The 19,317-nt window shown below is 42.6% G+C and carries 10 protein-coding genes; 1 reads left to right on the top strand and 9 read right to left on the bottom strand.

All coding sequences use genetic code 11. From position 1 onward, the window contains the following. Window positions 1-515 precede the first annotated feature (515 nt). Both B4Q04_RS15390 and B4Q04_RS15385 read right to left on the bottom strand, forming a co-directional pair. Window positions 516-1,781: a glycoside hydrolase family 117 protein gene (locus tag B4Q04_RS15390; RefSeq protein ID WP_088697356.1), complete on the bottom strand. Its 1,266-nt coding sequence runs from the start codon at window positions 1,779-1,781 to the stop codon at window positions 516-518. A gap of 32 nt (window positions 1,782-1,813) precedes the next feature. Continuing rightward, the gene (locus B4Q04_RS15385) at window positions 1,814-3,616 is read right to left on the bottom strand and encodes an arylsulfatase (RefSeq protein ID WP_236631030.1); all 1,803 of its coding nucleotides are present in this window, start codon (window positions 3,614-3,616) and stop codon (window positions 1,814-1,816) included. Window positions 3,617-3,826: 210 nt separating this feature from the next. Between B4Q04_RS15385 and B4Q04_RS15380 the strand changes: the two genes are divergently transcribed. Further along, the gene (locus tag B4Q04_RS15380) at window positions 3,827-5,464 is read left to right on the top strand and encodes a hypothetical protein (RefSeq protein ID WP_088697355.1); all 1,638 of its coding nucleotides are present in this window, start codon (window positions 3,827-3,829) and stop codon (window positions 5,462-5,464) included. 56 nt (window positions 5,465-5,520) lie between these two features. Here the strand turns inward: B4Q04_RS15380 and B4Q04_RS15375 are convergent, their stop codons facing one another. The 7 genes from B4Q04_RS15375 to B4Q04_RS15345 form a co-directional block, all read right to left on the bottom strand. Next, window positions 5,521-6,714 carry a glycoside hydrolase family 5 protein gene (locus B4Q04_RS15375; RefSeq protein ID WP_088697354.1) on the bottom strand — a complete coding sequence of 398 codons (1,194 nt, stop codon included), beginning with the start codon at window positions 6,712-6,714 and terminating at the stop codon, window positions 5,521-5,523. A gap of 220 nt (window positions 6,715-6,934) precedes the next feature. Next, window positions 6,935-8,524, bottom strand: a complete 1,590-nt coding sequence (locus B4Q04_RS15370; protein ID WP_088697353.1) for a carbohydrate binding domain-containing protein — start codon at window positions 8,522-8,524, stop codon at window positions 6,935-6,937. 9 nt (window positions 8,525-8,533) lie between these two features. Then, window positions 8,534-9,559 carry a DUF5627 domain-containing protein gene (locus B4Q04_RS15365; RefSeq protein WP_013991596.1) on the bottom strand — a complete coding sequence of 342 codons (1,026 nt, stop codon included), beginning with the start codon at window positions 9,557-9,559 and terminating at the stop codon, window positions 8,534-8,536. A gap of 63 nt (window positions 9,560-9,622) precedes the next feature. Further along, window positions 9,623-11,350: a RagB/SusD family nutrient uptake outer membrane protein gene (locus B4Q04_RS15360; protein WP_013991597.1), complete on the bottom strand. Its 1,728-nt coding sequence runs from the start codon at window positions 11,348-11,350 to the stop codon at window positions 9,623-9,625. A 19-nt stretch (window positions 11,351-11,369) separates the two neighbouring features. Then, window positions 11,370-14,219: a SusC/RagA family TonB-linked outer membrane protein gene (locus tag B4Q04_RS15355; RefSeq protein WP_088697352.1), complete on the bottom strand. Its 2,850-nt coding sequence runs from the start codon at window positions 14,217-14,219 to the stop codon at window positions 11,370-11,372. Window positions 14,220-14,256: 37 nt separating this feature from the next. Further along, window positions 14,257-16,065: a RagB/SusD family nutrient uptake outer membrane protein gene (locus tag B4Q04_RS15350; protein ID WP_013991599.1), complete on the bottom strand. Its 1,809-nt coding sequence runs from the start codon at window positions 16,063-16,065 to the stop codon at window positions 14,257-14,259. A gap of 11 nt (window positions 16,066-16,076) precedes the next feature. Further along, the gene (locus tag B4Q04_RS15345) at window positions 16,077-19,175 is read right to left on the bottom strand and encodes a SusC/RagA family TonB-linked outer membrane protein (protein ID WP_013991600.1); all 3,099 of its coding nucleotides are present in this window, start codon (window positions 19,173-19,175) and stop codon (window positions 16,077-16,079) included. Window positions 19,176-19,317: the final 142 nt, after the last annotated feature.

The following is a 19,317-nucleotide window of genomic DNA, read 5'->3' as shown; positions in this document are numbered from 1 at the left end:
AATTACCAATTGGGAACAAGGGCTAAAATTACCACTAAGTACCAAATAAAAAAAATGAAGGAAAAAACGGGGAGTAAAAGAAAAAGAACTTTCATCAGATGAAGTCCTTAAAAAAGACAATAGGTGCAGACGCGATTCCTATTTTCGAAAGAAATAATAAAATACGAACGATATTTTCATCTAGGCCGACCCGTGCTTTTTCAAAAAGGGGGAACATTTATTTCGTTCTATCATAAACAGCGATAAACGGCCTTCTCAAACTTCCTATCAGACATATATCGCCCGTATTTCAATACCCCAAAATTAGGGTATAGAGTCAGAAAAAACTTATAGTTTTCGATAAACAGCGTTTATCTACATGTGAATGCCTAGATACCTATAGACGAGTCGTTATTTTAAGATGAAATGTAGAAACTGGGCCACTTTAAGCGTTCTGAAAGCTTTCTTCCTTAAAGTCTTGAAACCAAAAAGAGCATCGCTAAATGCCCTCTTCCGTTGATTTTAAAACTCAATTTCTATTTCAGTACCTCGGACTGTAGGCGTTCCACCTGTTTGGCACTCAAGCCTTGTCTGTAATAGACATCGGGCCGGTGATTTACCCGGTGTTCCTTCATTTCGGGGTCATCTAGATCAAGGCTCAGGTCACAGTCGAAACGAACGAGTTTTGAATGGTATTTGCCTTTGCCCCCTAAATTGATAAAGTGGGCAAGGCCCCAAGTAACGCCCCTGCCATAATCGGTATCGGTAAAGGCATCCGGCACATAGGGAGCGCCTGCATAGGGCATCAACTCGGTAATGGAGGCAATTTCAAAATTTACCCAATCTTCGGCATATTGTACGGTATTGTGTTCGGGACCGTCTTTATAGACCAAAGCCGCAACCCCTTCCCTGAAGGGAAACAATGAAGTCTCATGCCCCGAAGTTATTAAGGGATTCAGGGGATGCTTTGTAAAAGGCCCCAAGGGATCATCAGCAATAGCGAGTCCTTGCATACGTACCTTGTCGGGTTTTTCACCAAAATCGGATTTATAATAAATATAGATTTTACCATTGTGAACAAGGGGATACGGATCGTGAATGGAATATTGGTCCCACTCCCCTTCTCCCCCGTTCGGGATCACTACCTTATTATACGGGGTCCATGGGCCATCGGGCGAATCGGCATAGGAAACGGCAACAGGGCAATCATCCCCTCTTTTTCCGCTCGCCTCCATAAAGCCTTGGTAATACAGGTAATATTTGCCCTTCCACTCCAAAATATCGGTAGTCGTTACCGACCGCCATCCTACCAAGGGTTTTTTAGGTCTTTTTATGGCCACCCCTTGTTCTTCCCAAGTAAAACCATCGGAAGACGTAGCATACCAAATTTCGGACAGGTCCCAGTCGGAAGAAGGAATGGTATCATTACTCTTATCTGCCCCCCGCGGTGGCGTAGAAGTATTTCTATACGTGTACCACACGTAATACTTCCCCTTGTGCAAGAGTATTTTGGAAGGATCCCTTCTTGTAATCGTACCATCGTTTCCGTTGTAATCGAAACCTTTGAGCTCAGTATATTTAAATTGGCTAAAAAGCTCGTTATGCTGTGGCTGCGGTGCTTCGTAGTCGGTATAGATTCGTTCCATTGCGGCACTCATCTTTCGGTTGGGTTTTTCGCTAGGCAATATAAAAGGGAAGCCCCCTTGATCGGCTTGCTGTTCTACGTATGGTTTTTTCTCGGACTGATCTTGACATGCTCCCAACAAAAAAAGTAGGGCAACGATTGTAGTGATGTTTTTCATGGCTTGGTCTGGTTATGGTTTTATTGTCTTTTCTATTTTCCTAAATATTCAACATAGGTGTAGTATACCCCATAGGTCTCCCCTCCCTCCATAAAGTCGTTGACCAACATGGTCTTTCCTTCTTGAAGGTTCAAGATAAAATCTACACTGTGGGCTCCGGCATCAATGGACCGCTCTTGGATTTGATTGGCAATTTGGATCCGTACTTTTTCAGGATGTATGCTTTTGTAGTCATATTGGTTTTTAGGGTTCTTTTCAGGAATGCCCCAAATGGGCCCGGAACATTCTTTGGGCCAACGCATACAAGAAATTTTATACTGCCCCGCTTTTTCGACTTTAATAGGATGGGTATTGTTCCTGTTCTTGATTCCCGATGCCACCTGCTCCGGTTTCCAGATACCCCCATCTTCTCCAATGGCGTGCTGAATGGTCAGTTTAATTTCTTTCTGGTTATCGTTACCGACAATACTCACCGGAAACTCTTGGTATTCATTCCCCGATTTGGCCCTGTTCAAAAATGCTTCGTTTTGAGCCAATAAACCTTCTACTACTTTATTGTTTTTTGAGGCCACATCATGGTCTTGATGCGGGTCCTTCCCTATGTCGTATAAATTCGTTCCGTTTACCAGCCGCCATTTCTTGTTGAGTATCGCGGTTTCATCGGTATCGTGTGGGCTACGCCAATCTTGACGGTGGTGTACAAAGACCGTTCTTTTCTCATCGAGCTTTCCGTTTTTGAGCAATAGTGGAGAAAAATCGATTCCGTCCAACTTCATTCTTTCGGGAATTTCAAGACCACAGAGACCGGCCAAGGTGGGAATCAGGTCTACATGCGCCGTTAATTCGTTCAAGTCTTTCCCTCCTTTTATCTTACCGTCTTTCCAACGTATAAAAAAGGGTACCCGATGACCTCCTTCGTAACGCTGTCCCTTTTTTCCCCTAAAACCTTTATTAAAACCCAGTTTACCGTCATCACTCACACCGCCTCCCGAACCGTTATCGGTCATATAGATCAGTATGGTATTGTCGGCCAATTTTTGTTTTTTCAGATAAGCTTCGAGTTTTCCGAAATTCTCATCAATATTGGTAATCATTCCATAGAATTCGGCACCTACTATTTTATCGCCTACCAAATGTCGGTAAGGCGCTGCATATTTTTCCGCGACGATAAACGGACTATGGGGCGCATTGGTAGGCAAGTACAAAAAGAAAGGCGCTTCTTTGTTCTTATCGATAAACTTCATGGCTTCTTGAAACCATACATCGGTACAATAGCCTGAAAACTGTTTAGGCTCATTGTTAACGTAGTACACATCGTCGTTGTAACTATTCCCCCAATAATCGGATAACTCGCCCACACCTCCGGCCTTATGGTGGACCGCTACATCAAAGCCACTATCGGTAGGCCTTGAGGGGTAGTTATCGCCCAAATGCCACTTGCCGAACATTGCCGTTTTATAACCGTTCCTTTTAAACACATCGGCCATGGTAAGTGCATTTTCCGCCAAGGCATCACGCCCCTTATAAGTGGCCCATGCACCGTTATTCACGGGATATCTTCCGGTCATAAGCGCCGCCCGTGTAGGAGTGCACATAGGACTTACATGAAAATCGGTCAGGCGTACGGCCTGTTTATAAAACTTATCGATATTCGGGGTCTTTATCCACGGGTTACCATGGCAGGCCAAATCACCTATCCCTTGATCATCGGTCATTACCAAAATCACGTTAGGCGGTTTTACCTCTTGTGAAAATCCATTCCCCAGAAAAAGCGCCATCCCTAATAAGAATACGCCCTTTATCCCTTTGTTCGTTATCCGTTTAAATTTTTCCATATGTATTGAAAAGAATTATTTTTAGCTTTTGCCCATTAATGTCACATCGCTTTTCCAAGTCGCCCCCGACCCCTCAAAACTAGCCATAGAAAACAACAAAGCTTAAAAAAGATACTTTACAAATATTATACAAAAGATAATTACGCCCTCATAAAGACGATATTCCCTTTAATATTTAATATCTTGATTCCAGTAAGCTTAAAACCCCACATGAAACTGTATTTCAGATATTTACATATTTTTATATTATTCTTCTACATTCATACGGGCCTGTTTTGTCAAAACAAGGCGCATAAAAACCATATACAAGACAGCACATCCTACTATACAAACCAAATAAAGAAGGCCGTAACCGAATCGAAGCTGTTTCCCGATAAATCTTATCACATGTTCGATGTTTCCAAAGCCTATTTTGAAAAAAAAAGAGACACGGTACATATAGTACACTGTCTCTTGGGCATGTCGGAAATTCAAAAGAAGAAAGGAAAATTCAGTCGATCATTCGATCACCTATGGCAGGCCAAGTACTTAAGCGATTTTTTTAAAAACAAGGCGCAGAAAGTGCGAATACGTATTGACCTGGCCCGTCTTTACGATGAGTTCAATATGAACGAACAATCGGTCTTACATTTAGGAGAGTCCCTAAAAATCGCAAAGGAAATATACGTTCTCGATTCCACCCAGGTAAAACATCTGATTTCCAGTTATATGTACATGGCCGTACGGCAGCGTAAATCGAGGAATCACCATAAAGCCATGCAGTACTTAGACTCTTGCTTTATCAACCCATCGGTCAAGCTCGAAAAAAGTGTAGAGATGCCCTTCTGGGATGCCGAGCGAGGAAAAATCATGCAAGAACTCAAACAGTACGGCAAGGCAAGCACTTATTTACATCTTTCACGCAAGCATACGCTAGACAAACAAGCGAACTACCGCCCCAATATCTCTATGTACCTGGGCGATTTAAAAAAAGACCTCGGCCAAAAGGATAGTGCGCTCTATTTCTACAATGAAAGTTTATCGCTGAGCCGTGACCACGGGTTTAGAAACGATTTAGAAGCCGAAGTACTACGTAAGATCGCAGAAGTATATTCCATGAGCGGGGAAAAGGACTTGGCCTACGACTATCTCATTGAATCGACCCGTACCGCCGACCAAATCCTACAGGCAAAAAACCAGACGAACAGTGAACTTTTTCAAATTAAGGACACCTACCTCAAGTCCATTTCAAAAAAGGATGCCCTTTTAGAGCAAAAAAACATCATCATAGAGAAAAACTTCCAGATACAACGCCGGCTTCAGATTATCATGGGGCTCTTGGTTTTGCTCGGGATCGTAATCTTTATTGTGGTACGTACTAGGCTCAAACTGAAAAAAACCGTTTTACGCCAAAAAGAAGCGGAATTGCACACTAAACTTATAAGTGAACGAAGCAAAAACGAGATTGAGATTAAAAGCAAACAACTCACCTCTTATGCCCTTCAACTCATAGACAAAGACAGTGCCATCGATGAGCTACTCGATATGTTGAAAAAAGAAGGCTCGCCCCGCTACAAATCGCTTTTCAGCAAATACAAAAAGGGATCTAACGACCTGTGGAACGAATTCAACCTTCAATTTACACAGGTCAACTCCGCTTTCTACGATAAACTAAAAGAACATCACCCAAGCCTGAGTTCTACCGAACAAAAGCACTGTGCGCTTATAAAACTGAACCTAACGACCAAAGACATGGCCCGGATCTTAAATATAGAACCCCATAGCGTTCACGTCTCACGTTCTAGAATTCGAAAAAAAATGGGGTTAGAGCGCTCACAAAACCTAGAAAATTACATTTCAAGTATCTAGCTTTAAAAACGCAGGGGCTGGCCACGCCCCTGATATTTCATAGGTTCGAAAATCTACTATTCCGTTTTTGCCTTTGAACGGACCTCAGTCGTTTCCTTAACAATGGCCTCGGCAATTTCAGGGTAATTCCACTCAAGGGTATTTCTATTAAAAATACCGAACTCATCAACATTCCCGTTATCCCACCAAATGGGACAAATGCCCCTTTCGGCGCAGGCCCTGGCATAGAATTCGGCATGGACCAAGCGGTCTTCGGGATTATCACTGAAGGTTGAGCCCCACTCCCCCATGACCACGGCCCTATTATCTTCGACGATGAATTTATCACGGATTTTATCCAACTCCGCAAGTAAGGCGGTTTTGTCGGCTTCGGTTCCCCAAGTGGAGTCCGTTCCATCCAAACAAAACTGATAAGGGAAATAGCTATGCACCGATACAATAACATTTTTATCCCCATTGGGTACAAGATAGTCGTTCAAAGCATTTGAAGCGGTACTTGCAGCATAGGTAGACACCATTATTTTTCGCTTTGCATTATTGCCCCCCGTGGCCCGAATGGCATCGACACTGACCTGGTGATATTGATTGACGGCATCACGGCCTTCTTGTGTACCTCCTTTCCATTCCTCGGGCGTACCCTTATGTCTCGGTTCATTTAGGGTTTCAAAAATAAGGTAATCGCCGTAAGTCTTGAACCTATTGGCTATTTGCGTCCATACCTTCGAAAGTTCATCTTTTACTTCATCGGCCTTTTCATAGGTAGGAAGGATCCATGTTTCATCATGGTGTATATTTATGATCACATACATCTCATTTTCGAGGGCAAAATTGGCAATGGCCTCGACCTTATCCAACCAATTTGCTTCAATAAGATAGTCTGGGCCCTCCCCTATATGAAACTTCCAAGTAACCGGTAAACGTAAGGTTTTAAATCCCATTTTGGCAATTTCATCGATCATGGCCTTAGTGGTCAAGGGGTTTCCCCAAGCCGTCTCGTCACTGTTATAGGTATCCATTGCATTGCCCAAGTTCCAACCGGCCCCCATGTCAAGAACGAATTCCTTAGGGGCTATCTCCCTCATATTGCCGTCATCCTCCCCATCTTCTTCATTCCCTTCTTCTTTTGACATTTCGCGTATGTCAGGATCACCCGAGACATGAGCCCCGTCTGAATGATCCTTTTCGCCACAAGACGTAAAAAGACTGAAGTTTACACTAAGCACCATAAAAATTAGAACTGTTTTTCTCATGCGATATAAATTTTAGGGGTTTAGGGAGACCAGAAAGAGAGGCCTCCATTGGTTTTCTATATGAATTCAAATTGCGTTGTTCCCGTGTTACCTTAGGAACATAAGGGCATAATTAAGGCCGGTCAATTGTGGTAATCAACCGGCCTTTTTTCCGTAACTCTCGACCGTAATAGTTGCTTTACTCCGATCGAAAGGTTACACTAACTACTCAACTAAAAGACTATAATTTTTCTAACTTCACGTACTGTACCATTATACCGTTGGTCTGGTTACCGATATCCAATAAGACCCGGCCTCCAGTTGTGGTTTCGCTACCCATGGTAAACTCCTTTTCATAAGTCTGGTACTCGGTATCACCGGCCAACCATATACCGCCACCACCGTCGTATGCTTGCCAGCCGTCCCTTCCTGTACCGTCGCCTACCGATAGGGTAAACCAGAAGTCTCCTTGGCCAGGATAGGCTTTTACTACCGCGGTAAGTTTATACTTGGCTCCTTTTTCCAATATTATGGAAGGCTTGAACAACTGAACATCCCATGGATTGGCCCCTGGCACAATGTCTTGGGCCACAAGAACTCCCTCTTCCGCGGAGATGTTTACCGAGCCGCCACCATTTTGATTGGCGCTCCAACCATCGAGTCCTCCTGTAAAATCGGACTCATAAATTGTTTCAGAACCTAGCGGTATGGAAACGGTATCGACAAAATCTGGATAAGTAACCACTATTTCGGTGGTGCCATCTACATATACTTCCCCTTCGGCGGGTGTGGTAACAATCTCATAGATAGCAAAATCCTCACTCGAAACGATAAGATCTTCCTTCCCGTTTATCGACAACCTTAGGGTCAAGCCTTTAAGGGCTATTACCTCCCCGTCTTTATACAAGGTTTTCTCCGGTTTCGTTTCTATGGCCATTCCGGTTACATCAAGAGGATTGACCGTAATAGGAACCGCTAAGGAAAGTCCCGTTGCATGCGAAACCTGAACCTCGCTATCGGTAGCTATCAGTTTCGTTTCATTGGCGGGAGTGGCCGTAAGTTCAAAGGCTTCAAAATTTTCGAAGGGAACAACCACCTCTTGACCGTCTGACATGGTAAAGGTCAAAACCATACCTTCCAAATCAAGCCTTTCCCCGATTTCGTATTCGCTTATGGTCGGTGGTGTTGTAACAACGCCACTTAAAGGCGCAAACGGAACCACTTCTATGTCTTGTGCAACCTTTGCCTTGGTAGACACATAGCTTACCATAACTTCAGAATCGTCTACGGAAACGATATCACCATTCATTGGAACCGTTTGAATTTCCGTACCAAAATCATCGAATGCCACATCTTCCTTGGTTCCGTCTTCCATTACCAAGGTTACGACCATACCGGTCAAATCAATTTTTTGACCGTCTACATAATTCGCTTTAGCCTTCGTTTTCACTTCAAGTTCGACGACGTTATTGGTAACGCTGATGGCCTGTATCAAGCCTTTTCCGGAGTCTCCAATGGTTATGGTAAGCTGTTGATGTGAAAAATCAAGTACGGTACCATTTGCAGGGTCGGTAGTGATATTTTCGGCCCCAAAGGAAGCAAAGGGAACATCTACCATACTGCCATTCTTTTGCATGGAAATAACAAGATCGGAAAGGTCGAGCTGCTCGCCCAATACATAGGCCACTTTCGGCAAGGTTTTCATGCGTACGCTTGATGATACCTCCTCTGCCCCGTCATCGTCGTTATTGCACGAAGAAAATACCATGATGGCCATGACCATCAGTAAGGCCGCGACTCTGTTATGTGTAAAATTTAGAATATGTTTCATTTTCCAATTTTATTTTAGTTCAATTTCAAACTCTTCAAAAACCGCCGTTCTATCCCTGATGACCAAGGTATCCTTAACTGCATGTGTTTCTGAATTGTCGACATCCGTATAGGTATAATCCAAATAAATGACATCTCTTGGTTTTCCTCCCCAAGTATCCCCACCTTCGACAAATTTACCGGTACCACTTACGTTGTAGGGGTCGTCTTTATAGCTGGAAATAGAACAGGTATCATCATCGAAGGAAAGTTCCAATGCTACGTTACCGGGGCTGGAGTTTTCGCCTCGCCCGATGATATTCTCTAGGTGCACTTTATTGAATCCGCTGGTTTCAACAAAGGCGATTTCATCATCAATGGTAAATTCCGCATTATACTCCCTACCCAATATCGGTGTACCGGTGGTAATCATATCCCTACCCCTTCGCAGGTAGTTGCCATGAAATCGGTTCATGTATTTAATACCGAAAAGGGTATAATCTTTAGGAAGAATATCCCAATGCGCAGCATTGGCCCTATCGGGATTGGTCACGTTATCAAAGCTACGGCCCGAAAGCACGCTGTCGATATTATCGGCCTGGGTAATTCTAAGGGGGATGACATAATTGGTCGTATTGACCTTTCCAAAAGATAAGGTATCGTTGAAAAAATTGTCGTACAACTGCACTTGTATGCGAGCCTTGGTATCACCGGAAGCAATGGTTACCGGACTTATGCTCTCAAAAGTGTAGTAATCCGCTGGTAGGGGCTTTACATTGGCCACGTTAGCCAATAGGCTGTTATCTACTTCAAAATAAATTTTTCTTTCTTCATCGTTCGAATAAACACCGGTCATCAAGGCCGTAATTTCAAAACGATAGGCATTATCCTCCTCGTTGATTCCTTGATCATAATTACCAAGAATTAATGTTCTGGCAGGCGTTTGGTATGGAAAATAGACGGTTTGCGTATCAAAATCATCAAATTCAGGTTCTGTATTGCTACACGATACCAAGAATAAGACTGAAAGTATACCAATAAAATATCTTGTGTTCATAAAATGAAAAAATTAAATTAACATTTTGGCCGAAGCTTAAATTTATATCTTTTAAAAATACCCCTACCAACCTTGGTTTTGCTCAATTAAATTGAACCTTACCACTTCGTTTTGTGGAATAGGCGCATAGTTGGCATTCGCATTATAGAGCCTTGGTTCTACCGTGAAACTTTCATAATTAGTTCCATCAAATTGCAATCCTTTGGCATCCGGGGTTTGATCGAAAAGATTCCACCTTCTTAAATCGTACAAACGATGTCCTTCGAAACAAAGTTCCAAACGACGCTCGTTACGGATTAAATTCCTCATGTCTTCTTGAGAGCTAATACTACTCAAATAGGCATCTGAATTATCAAGGCCAATACCCGCTCTTTGCCTTATGGCCCCAATGATATTTCTAGCGGACATACCACCTACCATTTGGTCTGGGCCTCCCAATTCATTAGCTGCTTCGGCCAGCATAAGGAACAGATCCGTATACCGTACATAAACGTTTATTTTTTCTGAACTGGAAATTGAACCATCAGCACTTATTACCACTTTTTGATCCAGTAATTTTTTTAAATAATACCCTGATCGTGTTGAACGTTGGGAAATCTGATCAATACCGTCAACACCTCCATCGTTAGTAATGCTTACCACTCTTCCATTTAGATCATTGCCGTTATAGAGTATGTAGCGCTGCAATCTCATATCCCTATTTTCAAAAGGATTCTCCGGGTTATAGTCAGGATGGGCTTCCGAAAAAGGAAAACCGTCTAACATTGGAAAAGCTTCCACTAAATTTTGAGATGGATTCAGCCTGCCTTCTCCATTAAGAGAAGGAGGGAAATGCTGGCTTTCTACCCAAGTCATATCAGTAGAAGCATTGCTTCTCCAAAGTACTTCTGGAAAATTTCGCGTACCTACCGGAAATTCATAGAAGTTATAATACCCATTGGGGTCAAGTCCGCCAAGGCCACCGATATCATTTAAAAGTTCCGCAAGAAGATCAGCAGCTTCTTGATAGTACCCGCCTTGTCCGTTCATAAAAGCAGGACTGGCCGCCAACAGATACAACTTGGCCTTAAAAGCTTTGATAATCCTGCCGTTTATTCTACCGTCTTGATCTTTACCAAAAACAAATTGGTATGTATCGTCATTTGTATCGTTATATCTGGAAGGTCTTTTTGCCAAATCACCATCATAATCCATTGGTAAATATTCGAGTGCCTCATCAAAATCGGCCACAATTCTGGAAACCGTTTCTTCAAAACCCAACCTAGGCGTGTTGAAATCGGCATCAAATTCAAGGAACTCGGAAATATATGGTATACCCAATAATTGTCCTGAAACACCACGCCCCCCGTGTTCCTGTAAAATCCAAAAATGTCTAAGGGCCCTAAGGGCAACCGCTTCGCCATATAAGCGTTGCTTAAAAAGCTCATTGGTCTCTTCGTCCCTCTTCCATTCTACCTGATCTATCAGGGTGATGAACTTATTGGCATAGAGCACCTGCTCATACATACCCCACTTATTTGTAAAAGGGTTTTGGGCGTTCCATTCGCCGGTTGCCATCCTACGGTAGCTACTCAAGAAGTTGTTTACGGCATCATCCGTTGCGGCATCATTAAAATAGAGCTGATTCACCAGTCCCTCATATGCATTGAGCAATACCCCCTCGGCAAATGCAGGATCAAAATTCAGACGGTCTTCCCCTAACAAATTTTCATCAACGGGTTCCACCAAGCTACACGCCATAATTGATGAAAATAACGTGAAAAGGGTTATATTTTTTAGTATGTTCTTCATTTCAATTTTATTTTTCACATTAAAACTTCATTCTTGCCCCAACAGAGAAATAGCGGAACATTGGATCAAAACCTAGCTGTAATTCCCTAATATCCTTGTTTTTCGAAAATTCCGCCAAATTAGACACTGAAGTAAAAAGATTGATATCCTTCATATTCAATTTGTCTACCAATTGGGAAGGTAGGTCAAATGTTAACTGCACTCGCTGTATTCTAAAGTTGTCATTACTGTACATCCAATAGGTAGAGGTCTTATCAAAATTGTTCGTGTTACCAATGGAAGATAGTCTTGGGAACGTAGCTGTATCAGCTGTAGCTTCGGTCCATCTGCCCTTTACCACTTCGGAGTACTTCGCGTCTCCCTGTGGTCTGTAATAATCTCCGGACAAAATGCCGTCCCTACCTACTTCCGCAGTAAAGAGAGCAAACAAAGTAAATGCCTTGTAAGACCACGTAAAATCAGACCCAAAACTCCAAGGCGCTCCGTACAATCCAATTTGCACCATGTCTTGATCGTTTATAACATCGTCTCCGTTTTGGTTCTTATATTTAATATCACCAGGTCGTACCGTACCATATTGTGTTGGCAAGTCGCCTTTTAAGCTACCATCTTCATTAAAATCGTCCACACCGAACAATCCTAAAGACTCAAGACCCCAGATGGCATCTACAGGCGTGCCTTTTCTATTTTGATATTCGTCTTCGTAAACCTCATCTACCTTTGTTCTCTTTGATTTGGTGTACAATGCCCTAGCCCCTATATCAAAAGTAGAGTTCTCCGTTTTTGTGTGGTAGTTTACACCGACCTCAAAACCTGAATACTGATCCTCGTTAAAGTTACTATAAGGTCTAAACGAGCTGTAATAATCAGGGTATAAGGTAGAGGCCCTAATTACTTTTTCTCCCATGATGGACTGAAAAACATTGGCCTCTAACCAAAGTTTTTTGAACATTAATGCTTCAAAACCTAAGGTGTAATCCGTTCTTTTCTCGAAATCCAAACCTAAATTCTGACCCCGTAAGATTTTTGTAGATGCATTGTAGTAACCCGCACCATTGGTATCTCCCCAATTGTATCCCCCTCCGTTTTGCTCATAAATGGCATCATACAGAAAATAATCTTGAATACCTAGGTCTGTATATATCACACCAATGGATGATCTTATCTTCAGATAATCTAACCAAGACGATTCTTTTAAAGAAGACTCTTCTGACAATACATATGCCAAGCCCAAGGACGGGGCAAATTTACCTCTATTGCCATCGGCCAATTTTACGGAGTTCACGTAGGCCCCGCTTAGATTGGCGTATAATTTTTTCTTGTAATTGTAATTAAGGCTAAGCGCTACATGGCTGTTTTTAGCGGACTGTTTTTCATCCTTTACATAGGTATTATTGGCAAATCCGATTAGTGATGCATCTATAAAGTGGTTGTCCTTAATTTGTTTTTCATAGTTCAAAAGACCATAAAAACCATACCTGATGGCAAAAACGTTGGTGTTCACACTTTCAACCTGGTCCTTAAGGTCATTATCCCTTACGTTGACCAAATCGACAATTTTATTTTGATCGTTCCAAGTCGGTTGATACACCGCATACTTATTCTGAACACTTAAGTTATAAATGTTGTAAAAATCAAAACTCACGTAGCTTTTTGCCGACAGCCCTTTGGTAATGGCACTCAAGTCGAAATCTATAGCATTGTTCACCTGACTCATACGGGTCATGTTCGTTTGGTAGCCCCCTGCATAAATACTAGCTATGGCCCCCCCGTTATACACTTGGTTCCCTCCGAGAAGAAAGCCATCATACTGGTTGGCCGCATCAACAATGCCGCGTAATTCAGGATTTGCCGAAAAATCTATCTCACTTATGGGCAATAATGGGGAATACAAGTTAGGTCTAATAAGGCCTCCCGAAGCGTAAATATTACTAAGCGATGTTTTATTCTTATCAATAATAGCCACAACATCTAAGCTACTTTTGATCCAATCGTTTACTTTAAAATCTATATTACCCCGTACATTGAACCGTTTGGCTCCTTTGTCATTTTCAGGATTTACCGACTGAAAACTACCGTCTGACTTAAACCCTAAGTTAATATAGAACTTGGTATTTTCAGAGCCCCCCGCAAAATCTGCGGTTACATTGGAATAAGGTGTTAATGGGTTAAAGTTTCCATCGTCATAAAAATCAACATTTGGATATCTATACGGGTTAGTACCGCTTCTGTGGTTTTGTATTTGTTCCGCAGAATATAGTTCGCCCAAACCGTCGTTGACACGGGCCTCGTTAAAATACTCCATATAATCTGCCGAGTTCAAATAATTGGGCATACGAATAGGCAACCTTACCCCTGTACTGGCACTAATATTAAACTGTTTTTGAGTGGAACCTCGTTTTGTGGTTACCACTATGACCCCGTTTCTGGCCATGGAACCATAGAGGGCGGAAACATTTGCATCTTTTAATATGGTTATCTCCTCTATTTCCTCCATATTCAATAGGTCAATACTACGACCCGGGATGCCATCAACCACGATCAAGGCCTCTCCTAGTCCGCGGACACTGCTACCTCCCGATAAACCCGTTAGCCTTCCCCCAAGGGCATCGCGTACCCATTGCGTTGTATCATACTTTAAAAAGTCACCCGGTTTTACGGTAGACGAAGACCCTACAATATCTTGTTTTTCCGCGGTGTGGAAACCTAAGTTTATATCTTCATTTAAATAGGACTCCAACCCATTAGGTGCGTTCTCTAAAATAACCGTACTGGTCGAATCTATTGTTTGCGCCGTTACCGATAGGCTGCATAGCATACAGAGGGATCCACCGAGCAGGAGTTTTGTAAGTATATTCAATCGTATCATAAAATATGGTATTGTCTAGTGGTGAAAACAGTTTTAATTACCAACCTGGGTTTTGTGGGAAACCTTCATATATTTCTGTATCGTTTTTAGGGAAGGGCAACCAATAGTGCTTATCCTCAAAAACCTTGGTTCTTAAGACCCTTTCTACAAAATTTATGGGTTTGCCTTCGGCATTCCGGTCAAAAATTATCTCAGTTTTAAGCTTGTACTTTTCTTGAGTTCCTAATTTCCATCTTCTAATATCCATCCAACGATGCGATTCATAGGATAATTCTACCGCCCGTTCCCGACGTATTTCATCCATAAAAGCGTTATCGCTGGTAAGGTATTCAGGCCGCACGTTTAAGCTGCCATCGGGCACTGCCCTTTCTCTAATTTTGTTAATGGCATCAAGTGCGGATAGTTCAAAACCTTGTGGTTTTCCATTGATTCCATAAGCAACCAATGCCGCTTCGGCATACATTAAGTACACATCTGTTAATCGTACGTGCAGACGCCATGCAAATACACCTTGATTATCAAAATTGTTAAATCCTATTGGAAACCATTTTTTAGCTACGTAACCCGTTCTTGTTCCATTTCCTTTGTTAGGATAGCGGTGTGCGCCTTCCCTAAAGAATTGGGCATAACGATGCACCTCGTTTTCGCCGGTGGCGGCACCAAGGTTCTCTACCATTTGGTCCCCATCCAAAACAATCCATTTGTACAGCCTTGGATCCCTATTTTCCCAAGGATTGGCCGGGTCGTATAGCGGACTATCTTCACAGGACAAACCATCACTCATACCAAAATTGTCTTCAATATAATTATGGGTAGGAAACGAAGCGAGGTTATTTTGACCAATCGCCCCCAACTGCCAGTTGGTCGACAGAAAATTTTGAAACCAGCCAACAGAACCTGCCTGACTAAAAATATATTCCGAAGAATAAGGGTATCTCCCCTGCGTAGAATAGAAAACACTTTCATACTCGTCCCAAGGGGTTAAACTGTATCTTGACATTTTAAGAACCTCGGCAAAGGTATCCGCCGCGCGCTTTGCCAATTCTTTATCATAGTCATAGGTACTACTGCTATTTTGCATGAGCGGACTGGCTGCATACAGAAGGTTCTTTGCTTTTAAGGACAAGGCCGCCCCTTTTGTAAGCCTGAACATATTTTCGCCTCTCGATTTTAGTCCGGGCGCAAAATCGGGATCGTCCCAATCAACCGGAAGTAAATCAACAGCTCTTTGAAAATCTTCGTCTATTTTAAGTGCGGTTTCCGACCATTGCGCAGGTCTTTCCAATTTCCAATCATCCTCAAGAACACGGTCTATATATGGAATGCTTCCCCAAAACTTCATGATTTCATGGTGAAAAAATGCCCTAAAAAAATAGGCTTGCCCCAAAATCACATCTTTCTCTACCTGGTTGGCCCCCGTCATTAGACTATCCGCATCGGCAATAACAATATTTGATTTACGAATACCGGCCCAGCTACTCGGCCATAATTTAGCTCTGTCAAAAGGTAGTTCCGCATTGGTATTGGTCGGTCCGTCAAACATACTTCCCGGACCACTTCTTTGCCATTCCCAGTATCTTCCCTCATCAATGGCGTAATCAAATTGCCACGTATCGATACCCACGGCATCTTCGGCATAACAATGAAAATGTTGCCAGTGTGCGGCCGTACTGTAATCTACGATCATGGCGTACATTTCTTCTACAAAGCCTTGGGCACTATCAAAGTTTTTAAAGACTTCTTCTTCTGTGAGTTCCGTCTCTATTGATTTATCTAGGTAATCTTCACAAGAGGCGAATATTCCCAGAAAACATATTCCTAATACCAGTTTGAATATCTTACGCATTGTCTACTATATTAAAAGTTAATGTTTAGCCCTATGTTATATCTTTTGAACGTAGGGTAATCACCTCTATATTCAGAGGCCGTTGAACCTGTGTTATCCTGTCTATCGTCAGGTAAGTCTGACCAGTATGCCAAGTCGTTACCGCTAACATAAACCTTATAACTACTTCCTTTCCCGGTTTTAAAGGTGTAGGCCAACTCAATATTTTTAAGTCGCACGAAAGAAGCATCATACCAGTTCCTATATGGATCGGTGCCCCCACCTGTACCCAACCAGGCTGGAAGTACTTCCTCGCCATCGGGGTTATCTACACTCCAATAATCGGATTTGTACTCAAAGAAAAGCGGGGTCTCGAGCATGAACGTCCTATCGGTAAAGTTTTTGGTAGCATTGTTCACCCCATAAAATTGAACCATAAAGGAAAAGTTCTTATACCCGGTTCCCAAGGTGAGGTTATAGGTGTTCTGTGGCCTTACGGTATAACCAAAAGGAACCGCATCATCACTGTTTACAACCCCGTCACCGTTATAATCTATTTCATCATAATAGCCAGGGCGTCTGGTTTCTTGACTGTTCTCTTGAGGGGTCGCACCGTAGACATCATCCCAAGATTGTAACATATCGCCCCTGATGTTGACCCTGGGCTGCCCAATGGCAAACCCTTCTTCCTTTTGATAGCTTTGCTTTAAAAGGGGATCTTCTTTATAGATGATTTCGTCCCTTGCCTTGGTAAAAGCGAAATTCGACCATACATCCCAATTTTGCGTCAACTGTTTTTTATAGTCCAAGGATATTTCAATTCCTTCAACCGTTGTCTCCCCAATATTGAAATCTGCAGGCTGAAAGCCGAAGAAGCTGGGAACACTTCGGGAATCGGCCGGAACGATGATATCGTGCCGGTCTTCCTTAAAAAGGTCCACCTCTAAGGAAAGGCTGTTTTTAAGTACCGATAGTTCAAAACCTATATTGGCCTTTTCCGATGTTTCCCATTGCAAATTGGGGTTACCTATAATACTTTCCATTCTAAAGGTATATGGCGAACGTGTTCCGTAGGGACTCACATTGTTCATAAATGCACTACCGCCACTAGACCATTGCGAAAGGTAGGCCCATCTTTCACCGGCACTGTCATCACCAACAACTCCGTAAGACCCCCTAATTTTAAACTTGTCCAACCAAGTCGCCGATTCCATAAAAGGCTCGTTGCTCACCATCCAACCCAAGGCTACGGAAGGGAAAAGCTCAAATTTATAGCCCGGCCCATATTTCTCAGACCCGTTGTAGGCACCGTTTACATCAATAAAATAACGTCCGTCATAATTGTAGGTAGCCCGGGCCACCCAGTCCTCACGATATCTGGGAAACATGCTTCCTATGGCGTATTCCTCCCTGTTCATCAACATTAATATGGTCGTATTATGCTTCTCTGCAAACGTTCTGTTATAGTTGAATGAAAGCTGATAGAACAATCGTCTGCTCGTTTCCCAATCTTGTATGGTAAGTCCGTTACGCTCCCAAGGATTCAAGACAAAATCGAACTGATTTGTTCCAACCGGTGAAACCAATTGAGCGGACCCGTCTTGGTCGTAAATTTTATAAACTACGTTATCCATACCACCGGGATTCTCCTCTACAACTCCGCCCCCACCTCTAAAATTATTGTCATAAGACAGGCGGCCCGTAAAACTCAACCCCTTAAGAAGGAAGTCCAGTTTCTGGTCTAGGACAAAATCACTGTTCACCTGCACCCTATGGTTTTTTGTAAAACCTTTTGCCGTTAATATTACGGCAGGGTTGCTCAGTTCAAAATTTTCAGTAATCGCCCTACCGTAAGTACCATCTTCATAAATAGGGGTATATAGGTTTGGTGCCAATGAATAGATACTGCTGTACAATAGCTGTGGGTCCGCTTGGTTTGAATTCTGAAGACCGTAGTAACCCGACAAGTTAACCGACAAGCGTGTTGTAGGCGTAATATCAAAATCTATGTTACTTCTATAATTAAATCTATCATAGTTGAAATTGGGCGTATAATCGCGTCCGTTATTAAAACTTCCCGCATCAAAAATATCGCCTACATGCTGATACGAAAGTGCACCAAAATATTTAACCGACTTTGTTCCCCCCGCTACGGAAAAATTCAATCTATAATCTGTTGCAAAATCCTTTTGCATCACATCTACCCAATCTACATCTGGATAGATACTTCTTTCCAAATCATTGGCCGGATTACGGTATTTCTCAATAATATCTACCGGGGTGTAATTTCTCCAAGCCTCTTCCCGAACAGGAACCGTTCTTTCAATAGCCTCATTGGCTACCATTAAACTATTGTAGGAATCATATTTTTCAGGAATTCTAGATAAGGTCTTTATAGCAGAGCTTGCCGTAAGTGAAAGTTGGGCCTTTCCCTCCTTCCCCCTTTTGGTCGTGATCAATATTACACCGTTGGCTCCTTTTACACCGAATACCGCAGTGGCCGAGGCATCTTTTAAAACGGACAGACTTTCTATGTCACCAGAGTCTATATCATTCATACTCCGTTCAATGCCATCAACCAAGATCAAAGGTTGCCCCCCACCGTTCCAAGAACTTTGGCCTCGGATGAAAATTTGAGGGGATTCATCCCCTGGTCGACCTGTTGAAGAGACCGTGGTCACACCGGGCAAACGCCCCGTTAAAGCTTGACCCACAGTAGATACCCCGCCCGATTGCATTAAATCGGCACCGGTAACCTGTGAAATGGAGCCCACAACACTTTCCTTGGTCTGGGTTCCGTAACCTACAACGACCACCTCGTCAAGCTCAGATGCCTCAACGACCATAAATACATCGATTTCCGTTCTGGAATCTACATTAACGGTCTGCTTGGCAAAACCGATATAACTGAATACCAAGACCGCGTCTTGGGGAACGTCAATACTATAGTTACCATCAAAATCCGTCATTACCCCTTTGGTCGTTCCTTGCTGCAATATACTTGCACCGATAATGGGCAGCCCCGTATCGGCTTCAGATACATTTCCACTTACCGTAATAAGTTCTTGCTGATACTCATTTGCCGTAAGTGCAATAGGGAAAAACAAAATAAACGCTACCAATAACCTCATCTTCTCAAAAAAATTAAAACAAAATATAGACCGTTTTGTACAAGGAATCCGTTTTTTCATACCGCTATAGTGTGGGTTGATATTTTCTTAATAAACTCTATATAATTCTTTAGGAATGTAGTCTCTTGTTTCTAATTACCAC

It is taken from the genome of Zobellia sp. OII3 (assembly GCF_002211465.1).
In the GTDB taxonomy this organism is placed as follows: Bacteria; Bacteroidota; Bacteroidia; order Flavobacteriales; family Flavobacteriaceae; genus Zobellia; species Zobellia galactanivorans.
Note: the sequence above shows the minus strand (reverse complement) of the source record. Positions and strands in the feature narration are given on the sequence as shown.